This window comes from Dokdonia sp. PRO95 (assembly GCF_000355805.1).
Classification (GTDB): Bacteria; Bacteroidota; Bacteroidia; order Flavobacteriales; family Flavobacteriaceae; genus Dokdonia.
Genome location: NZ_CM001837.1, coordinates 1,228,716 through 1,245,958, shown reverse-complemented (window position 1 = coordinate 1,245,958; position 17,243 = coordinate 1,228,716). Strand labels below are relative to the sequence as shown.

At 36.5% G+C, this 17,243-nt stretch carries 16 protein-coding genes; 2 read left to right on the top strand and 14 right to left on the bottom strand.

What is annotated here, in order from left to right:
• Positions 1-2: 2 nt before the first annotated feature.
• The 5 genes from gmd to D017_RS05365 all read right to left on the bottom strand — a co-directional run bounded on the left by gmd (position 3) and on the right by D017_RS05365 (position 6,307).
• The gene (gmd, locus tag D017_RS05385) at positions 3-1,121 is read right to left on the bottom strand and encodes a GDP-mannose 4,6-dehydratase (RefSeq protein ID WP_035335106.1); all 1,119 of its coding nucleotides are present in this window, start codon (positions 1,119-1,121) and stop codon (positions 3-5) included.
• A 26-nt stretch (positions 1,122-1,147) separates the two neighbouring features.
• A complete protein-coding gene (locus tag D017_RS05380) occupies positions 1,148-2,146 on the bottom strand; it encodes a hypothetical protein (RefSeq protein ID WP_035335105.1) in 999 nt (332 codons plus the stop codon).
• A gap of 41 nt (positions 2,147-2,187) precedes the next feature.
• Positions 2,188-3,882: a hypothetical protein gene (locus tag D017_RS05375; protein ID WP_035335103.1), complete on the bottom strand. Its 1,695-nt coding sequence runs from the start codon at positions 3,880-3,882 to the stop codon at positions 2,188-2,190.
• Between the two features lie 68 nt (positions 3,883-3,950).
• Positions 3,951-5,441, bottom strand: a complete 1,491-nt coding sequence (locus D017_RS05370; protein WP_035335102.1) for a GH3 auxin-responsive promoter family protein — start codon at positions 5,439-5,441, stop codon at positions 3,951-3,953.
• A complete protein-coding gene (locus D017_RS05365) occupies positions 5,441-6,307 on the bottom strand; it encodes a M23 family metallopeptidase (protein ID WP_035335100.1) in 867 nt (288 codons plus the stop codon). The genes D017_RS05370 and D017_RS05365 overlap by 1 nt, the downstream gene beginning before the upstream one ends.
• A gap of 163 nt (positions 6,308-6,470) precedes the next feature.
• Between D017_RS05365 and tatA the strand changes: the two genes are divergently transcribed.
• Complete coding sequence (gene tatA / locus D017_RS05360; RefSeq protein ID WP_013750675.1) at positions 6,471-6,659, top strand: twin-arginine translocase TatA/TatE family subunit; 189 nt, start codon at positions 6,471-6,473, stop codon at positions 6,657-6,659.
• Between the two features lie 89 nt (positions 6,660-6,748).
• On the opposite strand, the gene D017_RS05355 is transcribed toward tatA, so the two are convergent.
• The 6 genes from D017_RS05355 to D017_RS05330 all read right to left on the bottom strand — a co-directional run bounded on the left by D017_RS05355 (position 6,749) and on the right by D017_RS05330 (position 11,773).
• Positions 6,749-7,045 carry a type II toxin-antitoxin system RelE/ParE family toxin gene (locus D017_RS05355; protein ID WP_035335098.1) on the bottom strand — a complete coding sequence of 99 codons (297 nt, stop codon included), beginning with the start codon at positions 7,043-7,045 and terminating at the stop codon, positions 6,749-6,751.
• 3 nt (positions 7,046-7,048) lie between these two features.
• Positions 7,049-7,294: a hypothetical protein gene (locus D017_RS05350; RefSeq protein ID WP_035335097.1), complete on the bottom strand. Its 246-nt coding sequence runs from the start codon at positions 7,292-7,294 to the stop codon at positions 7,049-7,051.
• 36 nt (positions 7,295-7,330) lie between these two features.
• On the bottom strand, positions 7,331-8,302 hold the full coding sequence (locus D017_RS05345) for a DUF4837 family protein (protein WP_035338026.1): 972 nt from the start codon (positions 8,300-8,302) through the stop codon (positions 7,331-7,333).
• Between the two features lie 17 nt (positions 8,303-8,319).
• Positions 8,320-8,817 carry a hypothetical protein gene (locus D017_RS05340; protein ID WP_035335096.1) on the bottom strand — a complete coding sequence of 166 codons (498 nt, stop codon included), beginning with the start codon at positions 8,815-8,817 and terminating at the stop codon, positions 8,320-8,322.
• Positions 8,818-8,824: 7 nt separating this feature from the next.
• A complete protein-coding gene (locus D017_RS05335; RefSeq protein WP_051583812.1) occupies positions 8,825-10,447 on the bottom strand; it encodes a lytic transglycosylase domain-containing protein in 1,623 nt (540 codons plus the stop codon).
• Positions 10,448-10,585: 138 nt separating this feature from the next.
• Complete coding sequence (locus D017_RS05330; RefSeq protein WP_035338022.1) at positions 10,586-11,773, bottom strand: phosphoglycerate kinase; 1,188 nt, start codon at positions 11,771-11,773, stop codon at positions 10,586-10,588.
• A gap of 74 nt (positions 11,774-11,847) precedes the next feature.
• Between D017_RS05330 and D017_RS05325 the strand changes: the two genes are divergently transcribed.
• A complete protein-coding gene (locus D017_RS05325) occupies positions 11,848-12,996 on the top strand; it encodes a DNA polymerase III subunit delta' (protein ID WP_035338020.1) in 1,149 nt (382 codons plus the stop codon).
• 336 nt (positions 12,997-13,332) lie between these two features.
• On the opposite strand, the gene D017_RS05320 is transcribed toward D017_RS05325, so the two are convergent.
• The 3 genes from D017_RS05320 to mnmG form a co-directional block, all read right to left on the bottom strand.
• Positions 13,333-13,851: an OmpH family outer membrane protein gene (locus D017_RS05320; RefSeq protein WP_035335095.1), complete on the bottom strand. Its 519-nt coding sequence runs from the start codon at positions 13,849-13,851 to the stop codon at positions 13,333-13,335.
• 591 nt (positions 13,852-14,442) lie between these two features.
• Positions 14,443-15,276 (bottom strand): class I SAM-dependent methyltransferase, encoded by an 834-nt coding sequence (locus D017_RS05315; RefSeq protein ID WP_035335094.1) that lies wholly within the window; start codon positions 15,274-15,276, stop codon positions 14,443-14,445.
• A gap of 37 nt (positions 15,277-15,313) precedes the next feature.
• The gene (gene mnmG / locus D017_RS05310) at positions 15,314-17,191 is read right to left on the bottom strand and encodes a tRNA uridine-5-carboxymethylaminomethyl(34) synthesis enzyme MnmG (protein ID WP_035335092.1); all 1,878 of its coding nucleotides are present in this window, start codon (positions 17,189-17,191) and stop codon (positions 15,314-15,316) included.
• Between the last annotated feature and the right edge of the window lie 52 nt (positions 17,192-17,243).

The following is a 17,243-nucleotide window of genomic DNA, read 5'->3' as shown; positions in this document are numbered from 1 at the left end:
TATTACTCAAAATAATTCATCGTTTTATATCCGCCTTCTTTGAGGTAGCTATCTTTTTTCATTAACCTTAGGTCGCTCTGCATCATATCATCTACAAGACCTTGAAGTTTATATTCGGGCTTCCAGCCCAGCTTTTTGAGGGCTTTTGTAGCATCACCTATTAAAAGCTCTACCTCCGTAGGTCTAAAATATTTTGGGTCTACCTCAACCACTACTTGCCCTATTTTTACAGGATAATCTGCATTTTCTGATGCAGTAACAATTCCTTTTTCATCAATTCCTTCACCTTCAAAAGATAAGGTAACACCTATATGTGTAAAGGCCATTTTTATAAAGTCACGTACTGTTGTAGTCTCTCCCGTGGCGATTACCCAATCTTCTGGCTCTTCTGCTTGCAAGATCATCCACATCATCCTTACGTAGTCCTTAGCATGACCCCAGTCACGCTTTGCATCTAGATTACCTAAATACATTTTATCTTGTAATCCTAAAGCAATTTTTGATGTAGCTCTAGTGATCTTTCTAGTCACAAAAGTTTCTCCTCGTACTGGAGACTCGTGATTAAATAAAATACCGTTACACGCAAACATATCATAAGCTTCACGATGATTTACGGTAGACCAGTATGCATATAGTTTTGCTACTGCATAAGGGCTTCTTGGATAAAAAGGTGTGGTTTCAGATTGCGGTACTTCTTGTACTTTTCCATACAACTCTGATGTACTTGCTTGATAAATGCGCGTCTTTTTTTCAAGTCCTAGAGCTCTCACAGCTTCTAATAATCGTAAGGCACCCAGTCCATCTACATTTGCTGTATACTCTGGCATCTCAAAGGATACCTGTACATGACTCATTGCACCTAAGTTATAAATCTCATCTGGCTGTACTTCTTGAATAATTCTAAACAAGTTTGTACTGTCTGTAAGATCTCCATAGTGCAGAAAAAATCGCTGATTATCTATATGAGGATCTTCATAAAGGTGATCTATCCTATCTGTATTAAATAAAGATGATCTGCGTTTAATACCGTGTACCTCATAGCCCTTTTTAAGTAAAAACTCACTTAAGTACGCTCCGTCTTGACCAGTCACACCGGTAATTAATGCTACTTTATTACTCATAAATAATTATTAATATGTATGAAAAACTATCTTTTTAATGCAGAAGTTTCACGCTTGTATGATCTATATGCACTTACAATACCCGAGAGTATTAAAAATATTATCACAAATACTAATGGGTAGATAACAATTAAGTTATCTGTTATAGATGATTTCTTTGATACTTGAATGTCACTTACGATTACTGCTAGATTACTATAACTTACAAAGTCATTCTTTTCTATTTCTAAATTTCCTACCAGATTTGATTTGGTGTGAAATAATGATGCTAAGTTTTCATTTTGATTATTAAAATAGAACCCCTGCTGCCCTTTTTGATCTGATATATTCTTATCCGTACTAATAGAATTAATAAGCTCATTTATCTGAGCAATAGATTGTTCTTGACTTTCAAGGTAAGCTATGTGGTTTTTGAGGCCTTCCTTTTTCAATTCTTTAGCATACGAGTTGTCATTAATAAATGACAAGAAAGTCTCAATATCGTTTAAGTTTTTATCACTATCAAATACAAATTTGAGTTTATGAAATTTAAACTTAGATAAAAACCGATCTGTTGCAAACAACTCACGATCATCTTCAAGCTTAAACTCTCTAGTCATCTCTCCTAGTGCACCGTCATTTTCTCCAATATAATTCACTAAATCTAGCACCTCAACTACAGGCTCTACGCTTACTTCTTTAATACTAAAGCTTTCTGGTGATTTACCAAGGGAGGTTATAAAACCTTCATCGTCTTCCTCAAGGTTATTATTAAACTGATCTATTGCCGTATAAACATACGCCTGACTAGTAAAATTAGTTTTTAATAACAGATTTGCCTCATAAGATGGCTCCTCCTTAAAAACAAACCCTAGAGCTATTCCAGCAACAATGAGTAATAAGAAGGCCCACCACATTTTGATGAAGTAATCAACAACCCTAAAAAATGAATAAACTATATTTTTAAATAGTCTACCTATCAAAGAAAAGATATCTGAGAGGTCCATTTCTTGCTGATTTACAGGCGGATTGTTGTGATCGCTCATGAGCTTACTTAAAATTGAATGTTAGTTGTATTATATCCGTACTACTTATTAGAGGTAAAAAGCTGATGTAGAATCTTTTCTGTAATAAGGTACGTAGGTTTTACTCCTGTAGTTCCTAGTCCGCCAGATGCGAGTGTACTACCCGTTTCTAGTGGGTTATCACTAGCATAATACGCATATCTTACTTTTACATCTTCTTGTATACTCTTACGTAGTTTTGCGGCAGCTTGTATTGCTTTTTGATAGTGTGCTCCTTCCATTTCTAGACCTATTACACTCCAAGTACTGTCATGGAAGAATTTAAGGATATCTCTATTTTGCAGTGATGTTCCTAATACAGAAACCATAGCACCTTCAAACACTTCTAATCCATGTCCTTCAAAATCCTCTTTAGTAAGTTCGTTCTCAAACGGATAGTTATCTGCCGTACCTTCAAAAAGGTGTGCACTTGGTATCATAAGGTCTCCCTTTCCACCTTCTAGAATACCTGCTTTACCCATAATAGATACAGAATCTACGTCTAAATATGTTTTCTCCTCTCCCTCTTCATACGGTTTGAGAAGCTCTTCCATAGTTTCATAAGCCTGCTCTCCAAAGGCGTAGTCCATCACTATAATGACTGGCTGCTCCTCCTTTTTTAGATCATTACTACAAAAATCATTTTCGGCTACTGGTAGCTTACACATGTCAAAAATTTGCACATTGATATTAGTACCACTATCATCTGGTAGGTATATCATTCCATTTTGTAATGCAGCCCTCTCTACTTTGGCACGTAGAGCACTATTACCGCTATCACTAAGCATCTCATACACCTCTAGTTTAGACTTTTTCTTAAGCTCAGATTTAAGTGCGAGTGGAGCATACAGTGTGTTCATTACAGAGTGCATATTTGCACTTATAATATGTAAAGGCCTACCTAGAAGGTTGTTCTTTTTTAACGTAGCCTTTATATCATTTGCCCAGATCTCACCATGTATGTGGTGACCTAGACGCTCTCTTAGAACAGGACTAAAGGTAACTGTACGCTTTTCCTCTCTAAGTACTTCTGCTATAGCCAGCTTACCTAACCAGTAAATAAGTTCAAAAAAACGTTTATTGTTTGATCTAGTATTAAAGTGCGGTGCAATAGCTCGTACCTCTGCAAAGGTGCGTCCTAAGATGTTTGCAGTATGCGTGGTGGCAATCTCCCAGCTATTTTGATCTAACTCTTCGTTATTTAAAACTGCTTTTTCTAGCTTTTCCCAATCGCGTATTACTGCACCCTCATCATTTATAAGGACACGTTTCATAATCTTGTGAGACTCTATGAATAAGAACGTCACGTGTGTAAGAATATCATAAATTTCAGAACGACCACGAGTAATCTCGATGTTCATTTGTTCTTCATCTATGCGGTAGCAGTTACGACGTCGTTTTGCTGGAATAATAGGTTCAAAGTGGCTGTTTTTATAACCCTCATCACTTGTTAGGTTAATAAACCTGCACTGCTCTATTCCTTCTGGAAGTCTATCAATAACGTAAAGAAGACCATCTAGTTCTACCTTTTCTTCGGCGATGGTACCGTAAATTTCTGGTCTTAGTATAAGAAGTGACTCTCTAAGTGTCTCACCAGAGACTCCCATAGGTTTATAAAATCCTCTATTAAAAAGGTGACGCATAGTAATATACATGCGTTCTATAGCGCTGCTGCTCTCTTGGGCTCTCGTACGGCCTTGTTTTTTTTGTGTGCTCATAATTGGGGATAAAGGTACTTAATTGAACTTGACCGCGGTAATTTCGTGTTCAAGTTGATTATTAACTACTATTTTGATTGCAATAGATCGGCAATCTTTCGATCGTTTGAAAGTCTTGGAATTTTATTTTGACCACCTAACTTTCCTTGTGATTTCATGTAATTATTAAAGCCATCTTTTACCACCTTCGTGATTTTTAATGGCTGGAGTACCTTTCCTGTGATTAAGTCAAGGTAGTATGAGTTTTGAGCTTGTAGTGAGGAATCTAACGCTTTCGCGAAAGCGTGCAAATCATCACTACCCTCATTTTCAAATTCTATAAACCACTCATGATAAGGTAATCCTTCTTGAGGTGCTACTTGCGGTGCTACGGTAAACTCTGTCACTTTAATGTCTGTTTCGGCTGAGGCTTCAAGCATGGCCTGCTCTACCTCCTTGCCTATCACATGCTCTCCAAAAGCAGAGATAAAATGCTTGATTCTACCAGAAACCATGATACGATAGGGTTTAAGGCTCGTAAATATCACGGTATCTCCTATGTTATAAGCCCATAAACCGGCTGTGGTAGAGATAATCATCACATAATTTACGTCAAGAGCTACATCCTTAAGCGTTATTCTCGTTGGGTTTTCATTAAAAAACTCATCTGCTTTTACAAACTCGTAAAAGATACCGTTGTCTAGTTGCAACAGCATTCCTTTCTCTGTCTGTGAATCTTGGAAGGCAAAAAACCCTTCACTCGCTGGATATAACTCAATGCTATCTACGCTTCTACCTATAAGATCTTCTAGCTTGCGACGGTAAGGTTCATAATTTACACCTCCGTACACAAACAACTGATAGTTTTTAAAGAGTTCTCCCACCGTTTTACCACTCTTCTGGATAAGGCGCTCATAATACATCTGTACCCACGGAGGAATCCCACCTATGAGCGTCATATCTTGATCTATGGTTTCATCTACAATAGCATCTACCTTTTGCTCCCAGTCGTCTATACAATTAGTTTCCAGACTAGGAAGCCTATTCTTCTGTAGATAATTAGGCACATAATGTGCGACGATACCAGAAAGACGGCCTAGTTTGATGCCATTCTTTTCGGTCATCTCTGGGCTTCCTTGTAAAAAAATCATCTTACCATCTACAAAGTCTGTATTTCCTGTCTCTGCGATGTAAGAGAGAATTGCGTTACGTGCACTGTTAGGATGCGTTTTCATGCTATCCTTAGTAAGCGGTATGTACTTTACCCCAGAAGTCGTTCCAGAAGTTTTTGCAAAGTAAAGAGGTTTACCTGGCCAGAGTATATCTGGTTCTCCAGCAACCATTTTATCTACATAGTAGCGCAAGTCTTCATAATCTCTTATAGGCACCTGCTTAACAAAATCTGCATGCGATTTTATTGTGTCAAAACGGTGATCATTACCAAAGGTCGTATACTGAGCCGCATCTATAAGACTCTCAAAAACCTTGTGCTGAGTCTCAATAGGGTTGTCTGCCCATTTTTTTATACTTCGCTGTATGTACGACGCAAAAATTTTTGCTCCAAAAGACTTTATCGACATTAGTTAAAATCTATAAAATTAGTCGGATTTATAGGGTAACCATTACTCCACAACTCAAAATGTAAGTGTGGTCCAGTACTATACTCACCTGTATTACCCACCGTGGCAATAACTTCACCTGCTTGAACCAAGGCTCCTTGTGACTTATTGAGAGAAGCGTTGTGCTTATAAACAGTGATAAGGTTTTTACCATGATTTATAATAAGTACATGACCTGTCTCTGCAGTCCACTCGGCAAAAATTACAGTACCATCTGCTGCCGCTTTTACTGGGGCATCTTTTACCGTTACAATATCTACTGCAAAGTGTTTTTGGCTAGCATTATATGCAGACGATATGGTTCCTTTCACAGGAGGAAATAGTGAGAAATCTGTATCCTCAATAGCTTTATCAAACACATTATACTTGTCTTCCTGCTCTACTGTTTGCCTCAACAGGCTATCTTCCTTACTAGGGAGCACATATATTTCTTCATCATTAAAAACAGCATCGCGTATAGAATCTCTATCAAATTCTAGCTCCTCTACGTCTCCACTTAACACTCTACGTATAGAAGAGTAATATTGCTCATTTACTCTAATTGCATTTTCAAGAGAATCTGTTTTTGCAACGAGTAGCGTCGCATTGCGCTTGAGTTTTGTGCTTGAGTAACCAGGAATATATTCCCTTAATGGTGTAAATGCGATAAGTAATGTAGTAAGTGCAATAAGAATAATAGCAGATATACCTACTAGAATAAACACATTGAGTCGTGTGAGTTTAAAAGAAATACGCTCCTCAAAAGTATCTTCATTGAGAATAACTAAGCGATACTTATGCAGTAGCTTTTTTGCAATCTTTTTTTTCTTCTCTTTTTTTTCTGTCATTTGAGATACAAATATACTTTTTAGATATGAGATAATTGATGTCTTTACGCTTTCGCGAAAATTGGATTGCGATAACCACTCAGCACCAATTAAGTCCTTTTTATCACTTTAACGCTCGTATGTCTGTTTTCTTACTATCTTTGTTTTTCTAAAACAGATGAAGATGAATTTTTTAGCAATATTTTTAGGAATGGTAGGCCCTTGGCAAATAGGACTTATTGTATTAGTTGTTTTATTACTTTTTGGAGGTAAGAAAATCCCTGAAATGATGCGCGGCTTAGGTGGCGGTATCAAAGAATTTAAGAAAGCGTCTAAGGACGAAGAAGACGATATGATAGAAGAGAAGAAGTAATACTCCCTCTTTCTTATATAGAAAAACCGCATAGCTCTTTGAGTTATGCGGTTTTTTTATATTTACCACCTTTCGCGAAAGCATAATTTCTAAACGTCATTTATCAATCTACTAGGGTTTTGATATGTGCTAAAGACTCGTAAAATAACAATGTCATCACCTTCTCTATCATACACTATTTTATAATGTCTTATTATAATCCTTCTAAAGGTATTATTAATTTCATCCTTTTGATATTGCTCAAAGTAAATAATAGTTTCACTAGCCTCGATAATATCATTAACCACATTTAGAGCGCCTTGTGGTGATTTCTTTACATTCTTTATGTAATTGTAAATTTGCTTTAAATCTCTTTTTGCTGTATTGGTCCAGACAGTATTAAGCATCAATTACCAATCCTTTATTTCTTTCTTGAGATCATCTACGGCTGTATACTCTCCTCGTTTATATTCTGCTTTTGCCTCCTGTAGCTCTTGTTTGTATTGTTCTCTACTCAAAGGTTCTCCCTCCACAGTATAAGCAATTACTTCAGATTCTTGATAGCTTATTGCTAGGGCATTTATCATTGCAAGTAAACGCTCATCTGCATCTTGCACTTTTCTTAAAACTTCTTCTCGTAACTCTAGTGCTCCCATAATATACTGTTTAACAACATAATAAAGATAACGTTTTTACCTCAACCTAGCACTTTTCAAGATACTCTCAAGCTCAAACATATTATCACGCTGGTCTTGTGATGGGGAGAAGATGAAACCTTCTAATATCAAGTATCTTCCATTTTTTTCATCTCTTACGGCATAGTTTACAAAAGGTCCAGCCATATAACGACCGTCTACTTCCCATGTTCCTTTAGTTTCATAAGCTAGTTTTCCATCTATCTCTGTTTCTTGTAAGTATGGTGAGAAAGCACGTTCTGTAATAAAGCGACCATCATCTACTGGTATTTTCTTTCCTCCTATAGAATCACGCATGCGTATAATGTTCTTGATTGTTAAGGTGTCCTTATCAATTGCTTGTAGCGGCACCTCGTACACTGTGATATTCATGTTACCGCTGCGCTTTAGCTCTTTGCGCATCCAGAAGAAATCTGATTTCTGTTCTGCATATCGATATGCATTTGGAAAGTTAAGTTTTACTCCAAATACCTTTTGTAAAGAATCTGTTTTCTTCAATGCCTTTTTAATTCGACTTTGATTTGCAACAAGCTCTTGTTCTTTAAAAGCAGTTACAATACGTTCCTCATTATCAATAATAAGATTTGCAATTTGTGTGTGGCTACTTCCAGTAACAATTACTCCTGTTTGTGGGCGTGCATACTTATCTTTTACGATAGTTAAAGAAGCACTATCTGCCGGTTTTATTTGCAAATAAATTCTATTCTTAAGTAAAAAATCACTAAAAGCCTCAGGCGGAATCTGATCTATAGAAAACTTAGGCTCCTCACGTGGTAATCCATAAACAGGATCTGCCAGCACATCGCGTAGCGCGTCTCCTATAGCTCCTTGCCATTGTGCTTTAGTCACAATTACCTTAACGTTGTTAATATTACCTACAGACTGGCTTAAAATGCGTTTACCGTCATTATCCCCACAAGAAATAAGTAAGGACGCTGTTACTATACTTAAAAATATTCTTTTTATCATATTGCTATTATTAATGATTAACATCCAGACATCACAAGGATCGTGGTGTAATCTGTATCTCTCTTAATTGTAAAAAAACCGCCTAGTATATTGTCCGTAGGTCTGTATTCTGTAAGGTCGAAGTTCCAATGATTCTGACCATAATCTCCAAAAATCTTATTCACCGACTCTACCCATAACAGCACAGATTCTCTATCAGGGTTTGCTATAGTGAGTACTTCTCCAGTTGCAAGTGATGCATCGCCACAATTACGTTTTGTGTAGATGATCCCATTATCAAAATTTTGTGTAAAACCACAATCTCCGCCACCATTAGGTGAAAGAATTTCCTTTTCTGAAATGGCTTTGTAGTTATCTATCAAGTATGTATAAACTGGATTCTTAACAGTACGATTTTCATTTCCTTCACTATCTATTGCTACATAAGCAGCAGGGTCAAAAGGTTTGAGAGTTACTTCTTGTGCGGCAAGTGCTGCTGTAAAGCATAGGCTTAAGACGAGAAATAACTTTTTCATAATCTAATTATTTAGAAACGCGTAATTTCATTCCTGGTTTGAGTTTAGAACTACTAATATCGTTCCAAACTTTAATATTTTCAATACTTACTCCAGGATATTTATTTGCAATTTTCCATAGCGAATCACCGTCTTGAACGATATATGTTTTCTTTCCTTTAAATGATACAGTTTTTTTACTGCTATTTGATGAGCTACTAGTAACAGGTTTTCTAGGGTAAATCGTTAATCGCTGTCCTATTTTAAGGGCATTGGATCGGAGGTTATTCCATTTCTTGATTTGGCTTACTCTTACGCCATATTTATTGGCAATTTTACCTAAATAATCCCCACTACGTACTCGATATCTCACCTGCGAACTTGCTGTAAGTACCTCAGGTAATGGTTTTTCACGTTTGTCTAATTCTGCTTTCGCGAAAGCGTAAATAGCCTGTTCATTTTGTACAAATTTACCCACACTCTCGATAGGGAGTCGCACGTAATATTTCTTATCCTTTACCACCGGAATAATATCTAATTTATACTGCGGATTTAAAAACTGAACAATCTCCAAAGGAATACCTACAATACTAGAAACCTGATCTAAAGCGATGCTTTGTTTTATGTGAATGGTGTCTGTTGCAAAGTAATTTACAGGAGCTTTTTCTGGTGTGTATCCATGCTCGTCTGCATATTCAAAAAGATACATCGTGGCTAGAAACGCAGGTACATAACCAGCGGTTTCTCGAGGTAAATTCTTTCTAATATTCCAGTAATTTGTAGCACCTCCAGAGCGTCTTATTGCTTTAGACACATTTCCTGGACCAGAGTTATAAGATGCTAGCGCAAGATCCCAGTCTCCATGTATGTCATAAAGTTGTGATAAGTAAGCACAAGCCGCCTCTGTTGCTGCAATAGGATCCATGCGATCATCTACATAGCTGTTTACTTCGAGCTTAAACATTTTACCTGTTGCAAACATAAACTGCCATAATCCCGTTGCTCCTACTCTTGATTTTGCTCTAGGTCGCAGTGCACTCTCTACAATGGCGAGATATTTCATCTCTAAAGGAATGTCGTACTTATCGAGACGCTCCTCAAACATAGGGAAGTAAAACTGGCTCACGGCCATAAGCTTCTCCATGGTAGGTTTGTGACGCTTTAAGTAACGATTTATCACGCTTTCTAGCGACGGGTTATACTCCACGTTAAATGGAGTACGCGCATTTATTTCGGCAAGGCGTTTTTTTAGTGTGTCTGTAGGAAGTTCTAAGTTTACTTCTGGACGGTATGTGTGGCTTTCACGTATATTATTTATAGAATCAAATAGATCCATTCTTGCCAGTTCCTTACGCCAGCGCATATCTATAAGTGCTGCTTGAGGATTATCTGGTAAGTTAAAGGTTATAGAATCTCTCACTTGTGTATCTAGTAATACTTGAGGTAAATCTTGAGAGATTGTATTTGTAATGACAGTATCTACTACTTTGATAGTATCTCTTTGGAGTGTTGGTTTTTTATTTTCTTTTATAACCGGAGCTTTCTGTTTGTAGGCCTCATATGAGAGGGTATCTTGCGCTTTCGCGAAAGCGGAAAACAAGAGTATAGAAGCTACTAGGGATATTTTAAAATTATGTTGCATTAGAGTCATAGTCAAGGAACGAAAGATACGGGAAAATCGTATGGTTTTAAAGATAGGGGATATAACTTCTAGCCAGCACAACTTCTGTTAAGTATAAAAAAATAAGACCACCTCAAGAGGTGGTCTTATCTATTGATGTATTGTTAATTATTCTTGTATAGCAGCTATACCTGGTAGAGTTTTACCTTCCAGCATCTCAAGCATTGCACCGCCTCCAGTAGAGACGTAGCTTACTTTTGTATCAAAACCAAATTGTTTTACAGCAGCAACACTATCTCCACCTCCTACTAGTGAGAACGCGCCATCCTTTGTAGCTGCAGCAATACTATGACCTAGTGCGATAGTTCCTCCGGCAAATGTTTCCATCTCAAAAACTCCTAATGGTCCATTCCATAAAATAGTTTTTGCACGCCTTGCTACTTCATCAAAGAGTTCGCGAGATTTTGGTCCAGCGTCAAGGCCTTGCCATCCATCTTCGATACTCATGATATCAGACACCTTTGTGTTTGCATCGTTTGAGAAATCATCTGCTGCAATAACATCTACTGGTATGTGAATCTGTACTCCTTTTTCTTTGGCTTGTTTAAGAATATCAAGTGCGAGCTCCATTTTATCATCTTCACAAATAGAATCTCCTATGGTACCTCCTTGTGCCTTAATAAAGGTAAAAGCCATACCTCCACCTATAATCATCTCATCTACTTTATCAAGAATATTCTCAATAACCGTAATTTTTGAAGATACCTTAGAACCACCAAGAATAGCTAGTACAGGCTTCTCGCTGTTATTAAGCACGCGATCAAGACTCTCAATTTCTTTAGCTAGTAAATAACCATAACATTTTGCATCTGGAAAAAACTGAGCTATGATCGTAGTAGATGCATGAGCGCGGTGTGCAGTACCAAAGGCATCATTTACATAAATATCTCCTAGCCCACTTAGCTGCTTTGCAAATTCAACATCACCAGCTGTTTCTTCGCTATGGTAACGAAGGTTTTCTAGTAATAATATCTTTCCCATTTCAAGGTTAGATGCTGCCTCTATAGCTTTTGTACCTACACAATCCTCCACAAAGTTTACTTCTACACCAATGACTTCAGAAACAGTTCTACAAATCTGAGAAAGAGAAAACTCCTCTTCTTTGTTTTTAGGGCGACCTAAATGAGACATAAGGATAGCAGATCCTCCGTCTTCTAATATCTTTAAAATAGTAGGTTTTGCGGCCTCAATTCTTGTAGTATCAGTAACATTACCATCTTCATCAAGGGGAACATTAAAATCTACGCGGATTAAAGCTTTCTTATTCTCAAAATTAAAGTCGTCTACTGTAATCATTTTCATTGGTTTTGCTAACAAATATAATAGATACAGAGGATAAAAAATGCAGTGATTCCTTTATATTTGGAGCTATGCTGTTCTCAAACGTTATCGGGCAAGATTTTATCAAAAATCATCTCACAACAAGTGTTGATGCAGGGCGTATTGCTCATGCTCAACTTTTTATAGGTTTATCTGGTACAGGGGTTTTACCCATGGCGATTGCTTATGCACAATATATTTTATGTAATAACGCTCAAGGCGAAAATGAGGGAGGATCTCAAGCTTGTAATTTAAAGTTTGAACACTTATCACATCCAGATTTGCACTTTGCTTTTCCTGTAGCCACTACTCCTGAAGTAAAAAGCCATCCTGTCTCTAATAATTTTATGAAAGAGTGGCGATCATTTATTACAGAAAATCCATATGGAGATCTTTTTGAATGGCACCAGCATCTAGGTATTGAAAAGAAGCAAGGGCAAATAGGAGTAGATGAAGCTGCCGAAATCAATAAAGCACTCGCCCTAAAATCTTATGAAGGAGGTTATAAAGTAATGATTATATGGGCAGTCGATAAAATGAATACTGCTGGATCAAATAAACTTCTCAAACTACTAGAGGAGCCACCAGCAAAAACTTTATTTATTCTCATATCTGAAAATGAGGATAGCATTATAGAAACGATAAAGTCAAGATGCCAAGTATTACATTTCCCAAGATTAAGCGAACCACAAATTGCCGATGCTTTAATTAATCATCATAATACTCCAGATGCCGAAGCTCATAAAATTGCTCATCAAGCACAAGGAGATTACCAGCAAGCAATGCATTTATTGCATCATGATGGAGACGATATTCAGTTTGAAAAATGGTTTGTTACATGGGTACGAACAGCCTTCCAAGCAAAGGGTAAAAAAGAAGCCGTTTTAGGACTTATGGAGTGGAGCGAAATCATAGCAAAATCTGGTCGTGAAACTCAAAAGAATTTCCTGGCTTATTGCGTGCAATTTTTTCGTCAAGCTTTGCTTAAAAATTACAAGGCAAATGATCTTGTTTTTATGGAACCAGAGACCGGTTTTGATCTCTCAAAATTTGCTCCGTTTGTTCACAATAATAATATATTTCCTATTGTAGAGGCCATACAAGACGCTTCATATCATATAGAACGTAATGGAAATGCAAAAATAATCTTAACAGATCTCTCAATTAAATTAACTCGATTTTTACATCGTAAGAGCTGATCATATCAAATAGTTACATCTATATTTAGCCTCGACTAAATATATTTTTAGATAAACAATCAATAGTATACGCTATCAATATACTAGATGATCTCAGATCTTTTACTAAACGACAACACTTAGAGGCTCTATAATCTACCGGCACGGTTTCTATCCCGTTAAGCAGTACCATTTGGTTGGTGAAATCTTATTTAAATAAGCTTGATTATCTTGATAAAAAGTACGGAGATTTTACGGCGCTCTCTAGTCATTTCGGGACGAGATAATCAATGAGTATTAGGCATAAAAAAAGCGATGATTTCTCATCGCTTTTTAAGCTATTTTGAAGACTAGAATTTAGTCTTCTTTTGGAGCATATTCTCCATTCATTTCTGTAAGAATTGCTTCTGTAAGATTTAACTCATCTTTACCATAAAGAACACTTCCAGCATCGTTAGATCCATAGATATAAGAGTAACCATTTGTCTTTCCGTAATCCTTTACCTTGTCCTTCACTTTTGTAATAAGTGAGTCTATTACTTTCTGGCTTTCTACTTGTAGTTGACCTATTCTTGCCTGGCGTTCTTGTTGTAATTGTTGTGCCTCTGCTCCTAGTTCGTTATAAGTTGCTTCTTGCTTTTTACGAGACATAGATGGCCCGTTTTTTCTAAACAAGTCTTCTTTGATTTGATAAGCTTTGATTTTTACCTCTAGCTCGCCCATGATTTCATCATTTTGCTTTGTAAAGCGATCTTTTGCGCTTTTAAGCTCTGCATATTCTGTAAGTAGCTCTTCAGTATCTACAAAACCAGTTTTTTCTGTTTGACAAGCTACAGCCATCATAGCGGTAACAAGTAGCATTCCTATTTTTTTCATTTTATTGTTTTGATTATTTGATGCGAAAATAGGTAGAATCCATTAAAACTGAATTAAAATTAATTCTATTTCCATTTTGATTCTCAAATAAATGTAAAAAGACTTAACCTTATCGATTATTCACTAAAACTTGAATCTTTTGAAACCTACACTTAGAGAATTTATTGAGAAGGCTACAATTTCAAAAAGAGAATTAATTCGTAATTAATCAATACGATATACTGAAAGCATTAACATTGAAAACAGAAATGAAATAATCTGGAAGATTGATACACATATTACAGCCGATAGTAATTGTGTGATATAAAAATGACATTGTTAATTGAAAATATTCCACGTGGAACATTTCATATCAAATTACATTTTGAACAGAAACATTGAAAACTAAATTGTCAATTCCAGATTAAATAAAAAATGAAAAATTGTCGAAACAAGCCGTCATAAGAAAAACTAATCGTCAAAAAATGAATTAATAATAAAACCTTATTAAAAACGAAGCCTATAAACACTGTTTTTAAGCGGTTTCGGCATTTAGCTATATATATTTAAAGCATTCGTGCTCATAAGCCCTTAAAAGCGCTTATTTGCAATTTAAGCGTGTTTAAGGACATAAATATGAGATGAATAACCTCCAGACTGCTTTGCTTTACGATTTGACTTGAATCCACTCACAAATGCAGTGAAGAAATTCATTTTACCACTTTTATACTTTTCTGAAAGAAGACTCACATAATAGGAATCAAATTTCATAGGCAGTGTTTTTACTAATTGTAAATCTTGTTCTGCAAAAAGTCTTTTTATAGAAGTTTCTGAAAAATGGTATAAGTGTCTTGGCACATCAAAAGCTGCCCAATATGATTTATAATAACTAGCATCAAAAGATTCGAAATTCGGAACGGCAATAAATAAAGTTCCATTTTTTGCTAGTTGCTTTTTCAACCATGCTATTTGCTCTTGTAAATCGTAAACATGTTCTAGCACATGCCACATCGTTATCACATCGTATAACTCCCCTCCTACTTCATCAATAGTGTTATAAATATCGAGTCCTTTATGTTGAGCAAGCTTTTTAGCTTTATCATTTGGCTCTACTCCTTTTACGTTCCATTTTTTTTTAGATAGAAATTCTAAAAAATCTCCAGTTCCAGCTCCTATGTCTAAAACAGAACCTTGGTCAGGATGAAACTTTTTTAAGAGTTTTTGCTTTCGCGAAAGCGTGATACCTTTTATAGTTTGATATGCGATTTCAAATAAAGATCGTTTTCCATCTGTGTGAGATATATAATCTTCACTTTCATAATATGAAGGAAGCTTAGAAATATCCGGCTTAGGATTTGTAAAATACATGTGGTACTTCTTATCATACTTTAGTGTAAATTCTTCTCCACTTACCGAATGATCTCTTACTTTAAAATCTTCTTTCATCAACTTTGTTTCACGTGGAACGTATACTATTTAAAAACTATCGCCCCATATAAACTAACATTACACTTATGTCTGAAGGAGAAACTCCGCTCACTCTTGATGCTTGAGAAATTGTAGTTGGCCTAATTTTAGATAATTTTTCCCTAGCCTCAAAAGACAACGACTTCAGTTTTGCATAATCAAAACCTTCTGGGATTTTAATATTTTCTAATCGCTGTAGCTTGTCTGCATTTGCTTTTTCCTTTGCAATGTAACCTGCATACTTAACTTTAATTTCTGCTTGTTCTAATACATCACGATCAAGATCTTTCTCCTCAATATAGGCAGCTACTTTCTCAAAGCCTTTCATATCATCAAGCGTGATTTGAGGTCTAGAAAATACTTTAAACATTTTATCAGATTGTCTCATAGGAGAAGATCCTCTTTCCTCTAGTATATCATTTACCTCTTCAGGGAGAATACTTGTCTCTTCAAAGAACTTTACGAGATCATTAGATTCTGCCTGTTTCTTTTCCATGGTAATGAGACGTTCCTCAGAGGCTAAACCTACAGCATTTGACATAGGTGTGAGACGCTCATCTGCATTATCTTGACGCAACAGTGTTCTATACTCTGCACGAGATGTAAACATCCTGTACGGCTCTTCTGTACCTTTTGTAATTAAATCATCAATAAGAACCCCTATATATGCTTCATCTCTTTTGAGCATGAAAGGATCTTTCTCATGCACTTTAAGGTGTGCATTCATACCTGCCATTAATCCTTGAGAAGCTGCCTCTTCATATCCAGTGGTTCCATTAATTTGTCCCGCAAAATACAGTCCGCTCACAAGCTTAGTTTCTAAAGTATGCTTTAACTGTGTAGGCGGAAAATAATCATACTCGATGGCATAACCTGGACGGAAGAATTTTACATTTTCAAAACCTGCTACAGACTTTAAAGCCTTAAACTGGACATCTTCTGGAAGTGATGTTGAGAATCCATTTACATAGATCTCGCAAGTATTCCAACCCTCTGGCTCAATAAATAATTGATGCCTATCCTTATCTGCAAAGCGGTTAATCTTGTCTTCGATAGATGGACAATATCTTGGCCCAAGAGATTTAATTCGACCATTAAACATAGGTGAACGATCAAAACCTTCTCTCAATATATCATGAACTTCAAGCGAAGTATAACTCATATGACAAGGACGCTGATTTGTAAGCGGACTTGTTTCTTTACTATAACTAAACTTCTCTGGAACTTCATCACCTGGTTGAATAATCATCTTAGAGAAATCTAACGATCTACCATCCACTCGTGGAGGTGTTCCTGTTTTCATTCTACCAGATTCAAATCCAAATCCAACTAGCTGTTCTGTAATTCCGGTGGCTGCTCTTTCACCTGCTCTACCTCCACCAAATTGTTTATCTCCTATGTGGATTAATCCATTTAAAAAAGTACCATTAGTTAGCACTACAGATCTTCCTCGTACTTCGATTCCAAGTGAGGTTTTTACACCAACTACTTTATCATTTTCTACGATAAGACCGCTAACCATCTCTTGATAAAAATCAAGATTCTTAGTTTGCTCAAGCTTCATTCTCCACTCCTCTGCAAATCTCATTCTATCAGATTGCACACGTGGAGACCACATGGCAGGACCTTTAGATTTGTTGAGCATCTTGAATTGTATCGCTGTCTTATCAGACACGATACCACTGTATCCTCCTAGCGCGTCAATCTCTCTTACTATTTGCCCTTTTGCAATTCCTCCCATAGCAGGATTACAACTCATTTGGGCAATGGTTTGTAGGTTCATAGTTATAAGAAGTGTAGAACTTCCCATATTTGCAGCGGCAGCGGCAGCTTCACAACCTGCATGGCCAGCACCTACTACTATAACATCGTATGTATCTTGAAATAGACTCATTGTTTCACGTGGAACATTAAAATATTAATATCTCTAAGAGAAGTTACGCTTT

Bases quoted from the DNA above. Each gene is read 5' to 3' on its own strand.
- D017_RS05340 (WP_035335096.1), bottom strand. From the start codon at position 8,817: ATGAAAAAGTTATTTCTCGTCTTAAGCCTATGCTTTACAGCAGCACTT.
- tatA (WP_013750675.1), top strand. From the start codon at position 6,471: ATGAATTTTTTAGCAATATTTTTAGGAATGGTAGGCCCTTGGCAAATA.
- D017_RS05345 (WP_035338026.1), bottom strand. From the start codon at position 8,302: ATGATAAAAAGAATATTTTTAAGTATAGTAACAGCGTCCTTACTTATT.
- D017_RS05355 (WP_035335098.1), bottom strand. From the start codon at position 7,045: ATGCTTAATACTGTCTGGACCAATACAGCAAAAAGAGATTTAAAGCAA.
- D017_RS05365 (WP_035335100.1), bottom strand. From the start codon at position 6,307: ATGACAGAAAAAAAAGAGAAGAAAAAAAAGATTGCAAAAAAGCTACTG.
- mnmG (WP_035335092.1), bottom strand. From the start codon at position 17,191: ATGAGTCTATTTCAAGATACATACGATGTTATAGTAGTAGGTGCTGGC.
- gmd (WP_035335106.1), bottom strand. From the start codon at position 1,121: ATGAGTAATAAAGTAGCATTAATTACCGGTGTGACTGGTCAAGACGGA.
- D017_RS05335 (WP_051583812.1), bottom strand. From the start codon at position 10,447: ATGACTCTAATGCAACATAATTTTAAAATATCCCTAGTAGCTTCTATA.
- D017_RS05315 (WP_035335094.1), bottom strand. From the start codon at position 15,276: ATGAAAGAAGATTTTAAAGTAAGAGATCATTCGGTAAGTGGAGAAGAA.
- D017_RS05320 (WP_035335095.1), bottom strand. From the start codon at position 13,851: ATGAAAAAAATAGGAATGCTACTTGTTACCGCTATGATGGCTGTAGCT.
- D017_RS05375 (WP_035335103.1), bottom strand. From the start codon at position 3,882: ATGAGCACACAAAAAAAACAAGGCCGTACGAGAGCCCAAGAGAGCAGC.
- D017_RS05350 (WP_035335097.1), bottom strand. From the start codon at position 7,294: ATGGGAGCACTAGAGTTACGAGAAGAAGTTTTAAGAAAAGTGCAAGAT.
- D017_RS05330 (WP_035338022.1), bottom strand. From the start codon at position 11,773: ATGATTACAGTAGACGACTTTAATTTTGAGAATAAGAAAGCTTTAATC.
- D017_RS05325 (WP_035338020.1), top strand. From the start codon at position 11,848: ATGCTGTTCTCAAACGTTATCGGGCAAGATTTTATCAAAAATCATCTC.
- D017_RS05380 (WP_035335105.1), bottom strand. From the start codon at position 2,146: ATGAGCGATCACAACAATCCGCCTGTAAATCAGCAAGAAATGGACCTC.
- D017_RS05370 (WP_035335102.1), bottom strand. From the start codon at position 5,441: ATGTCGATAAAGTCTTTTGGAGCAAAAATTTTTGCGTCGTACATACAG.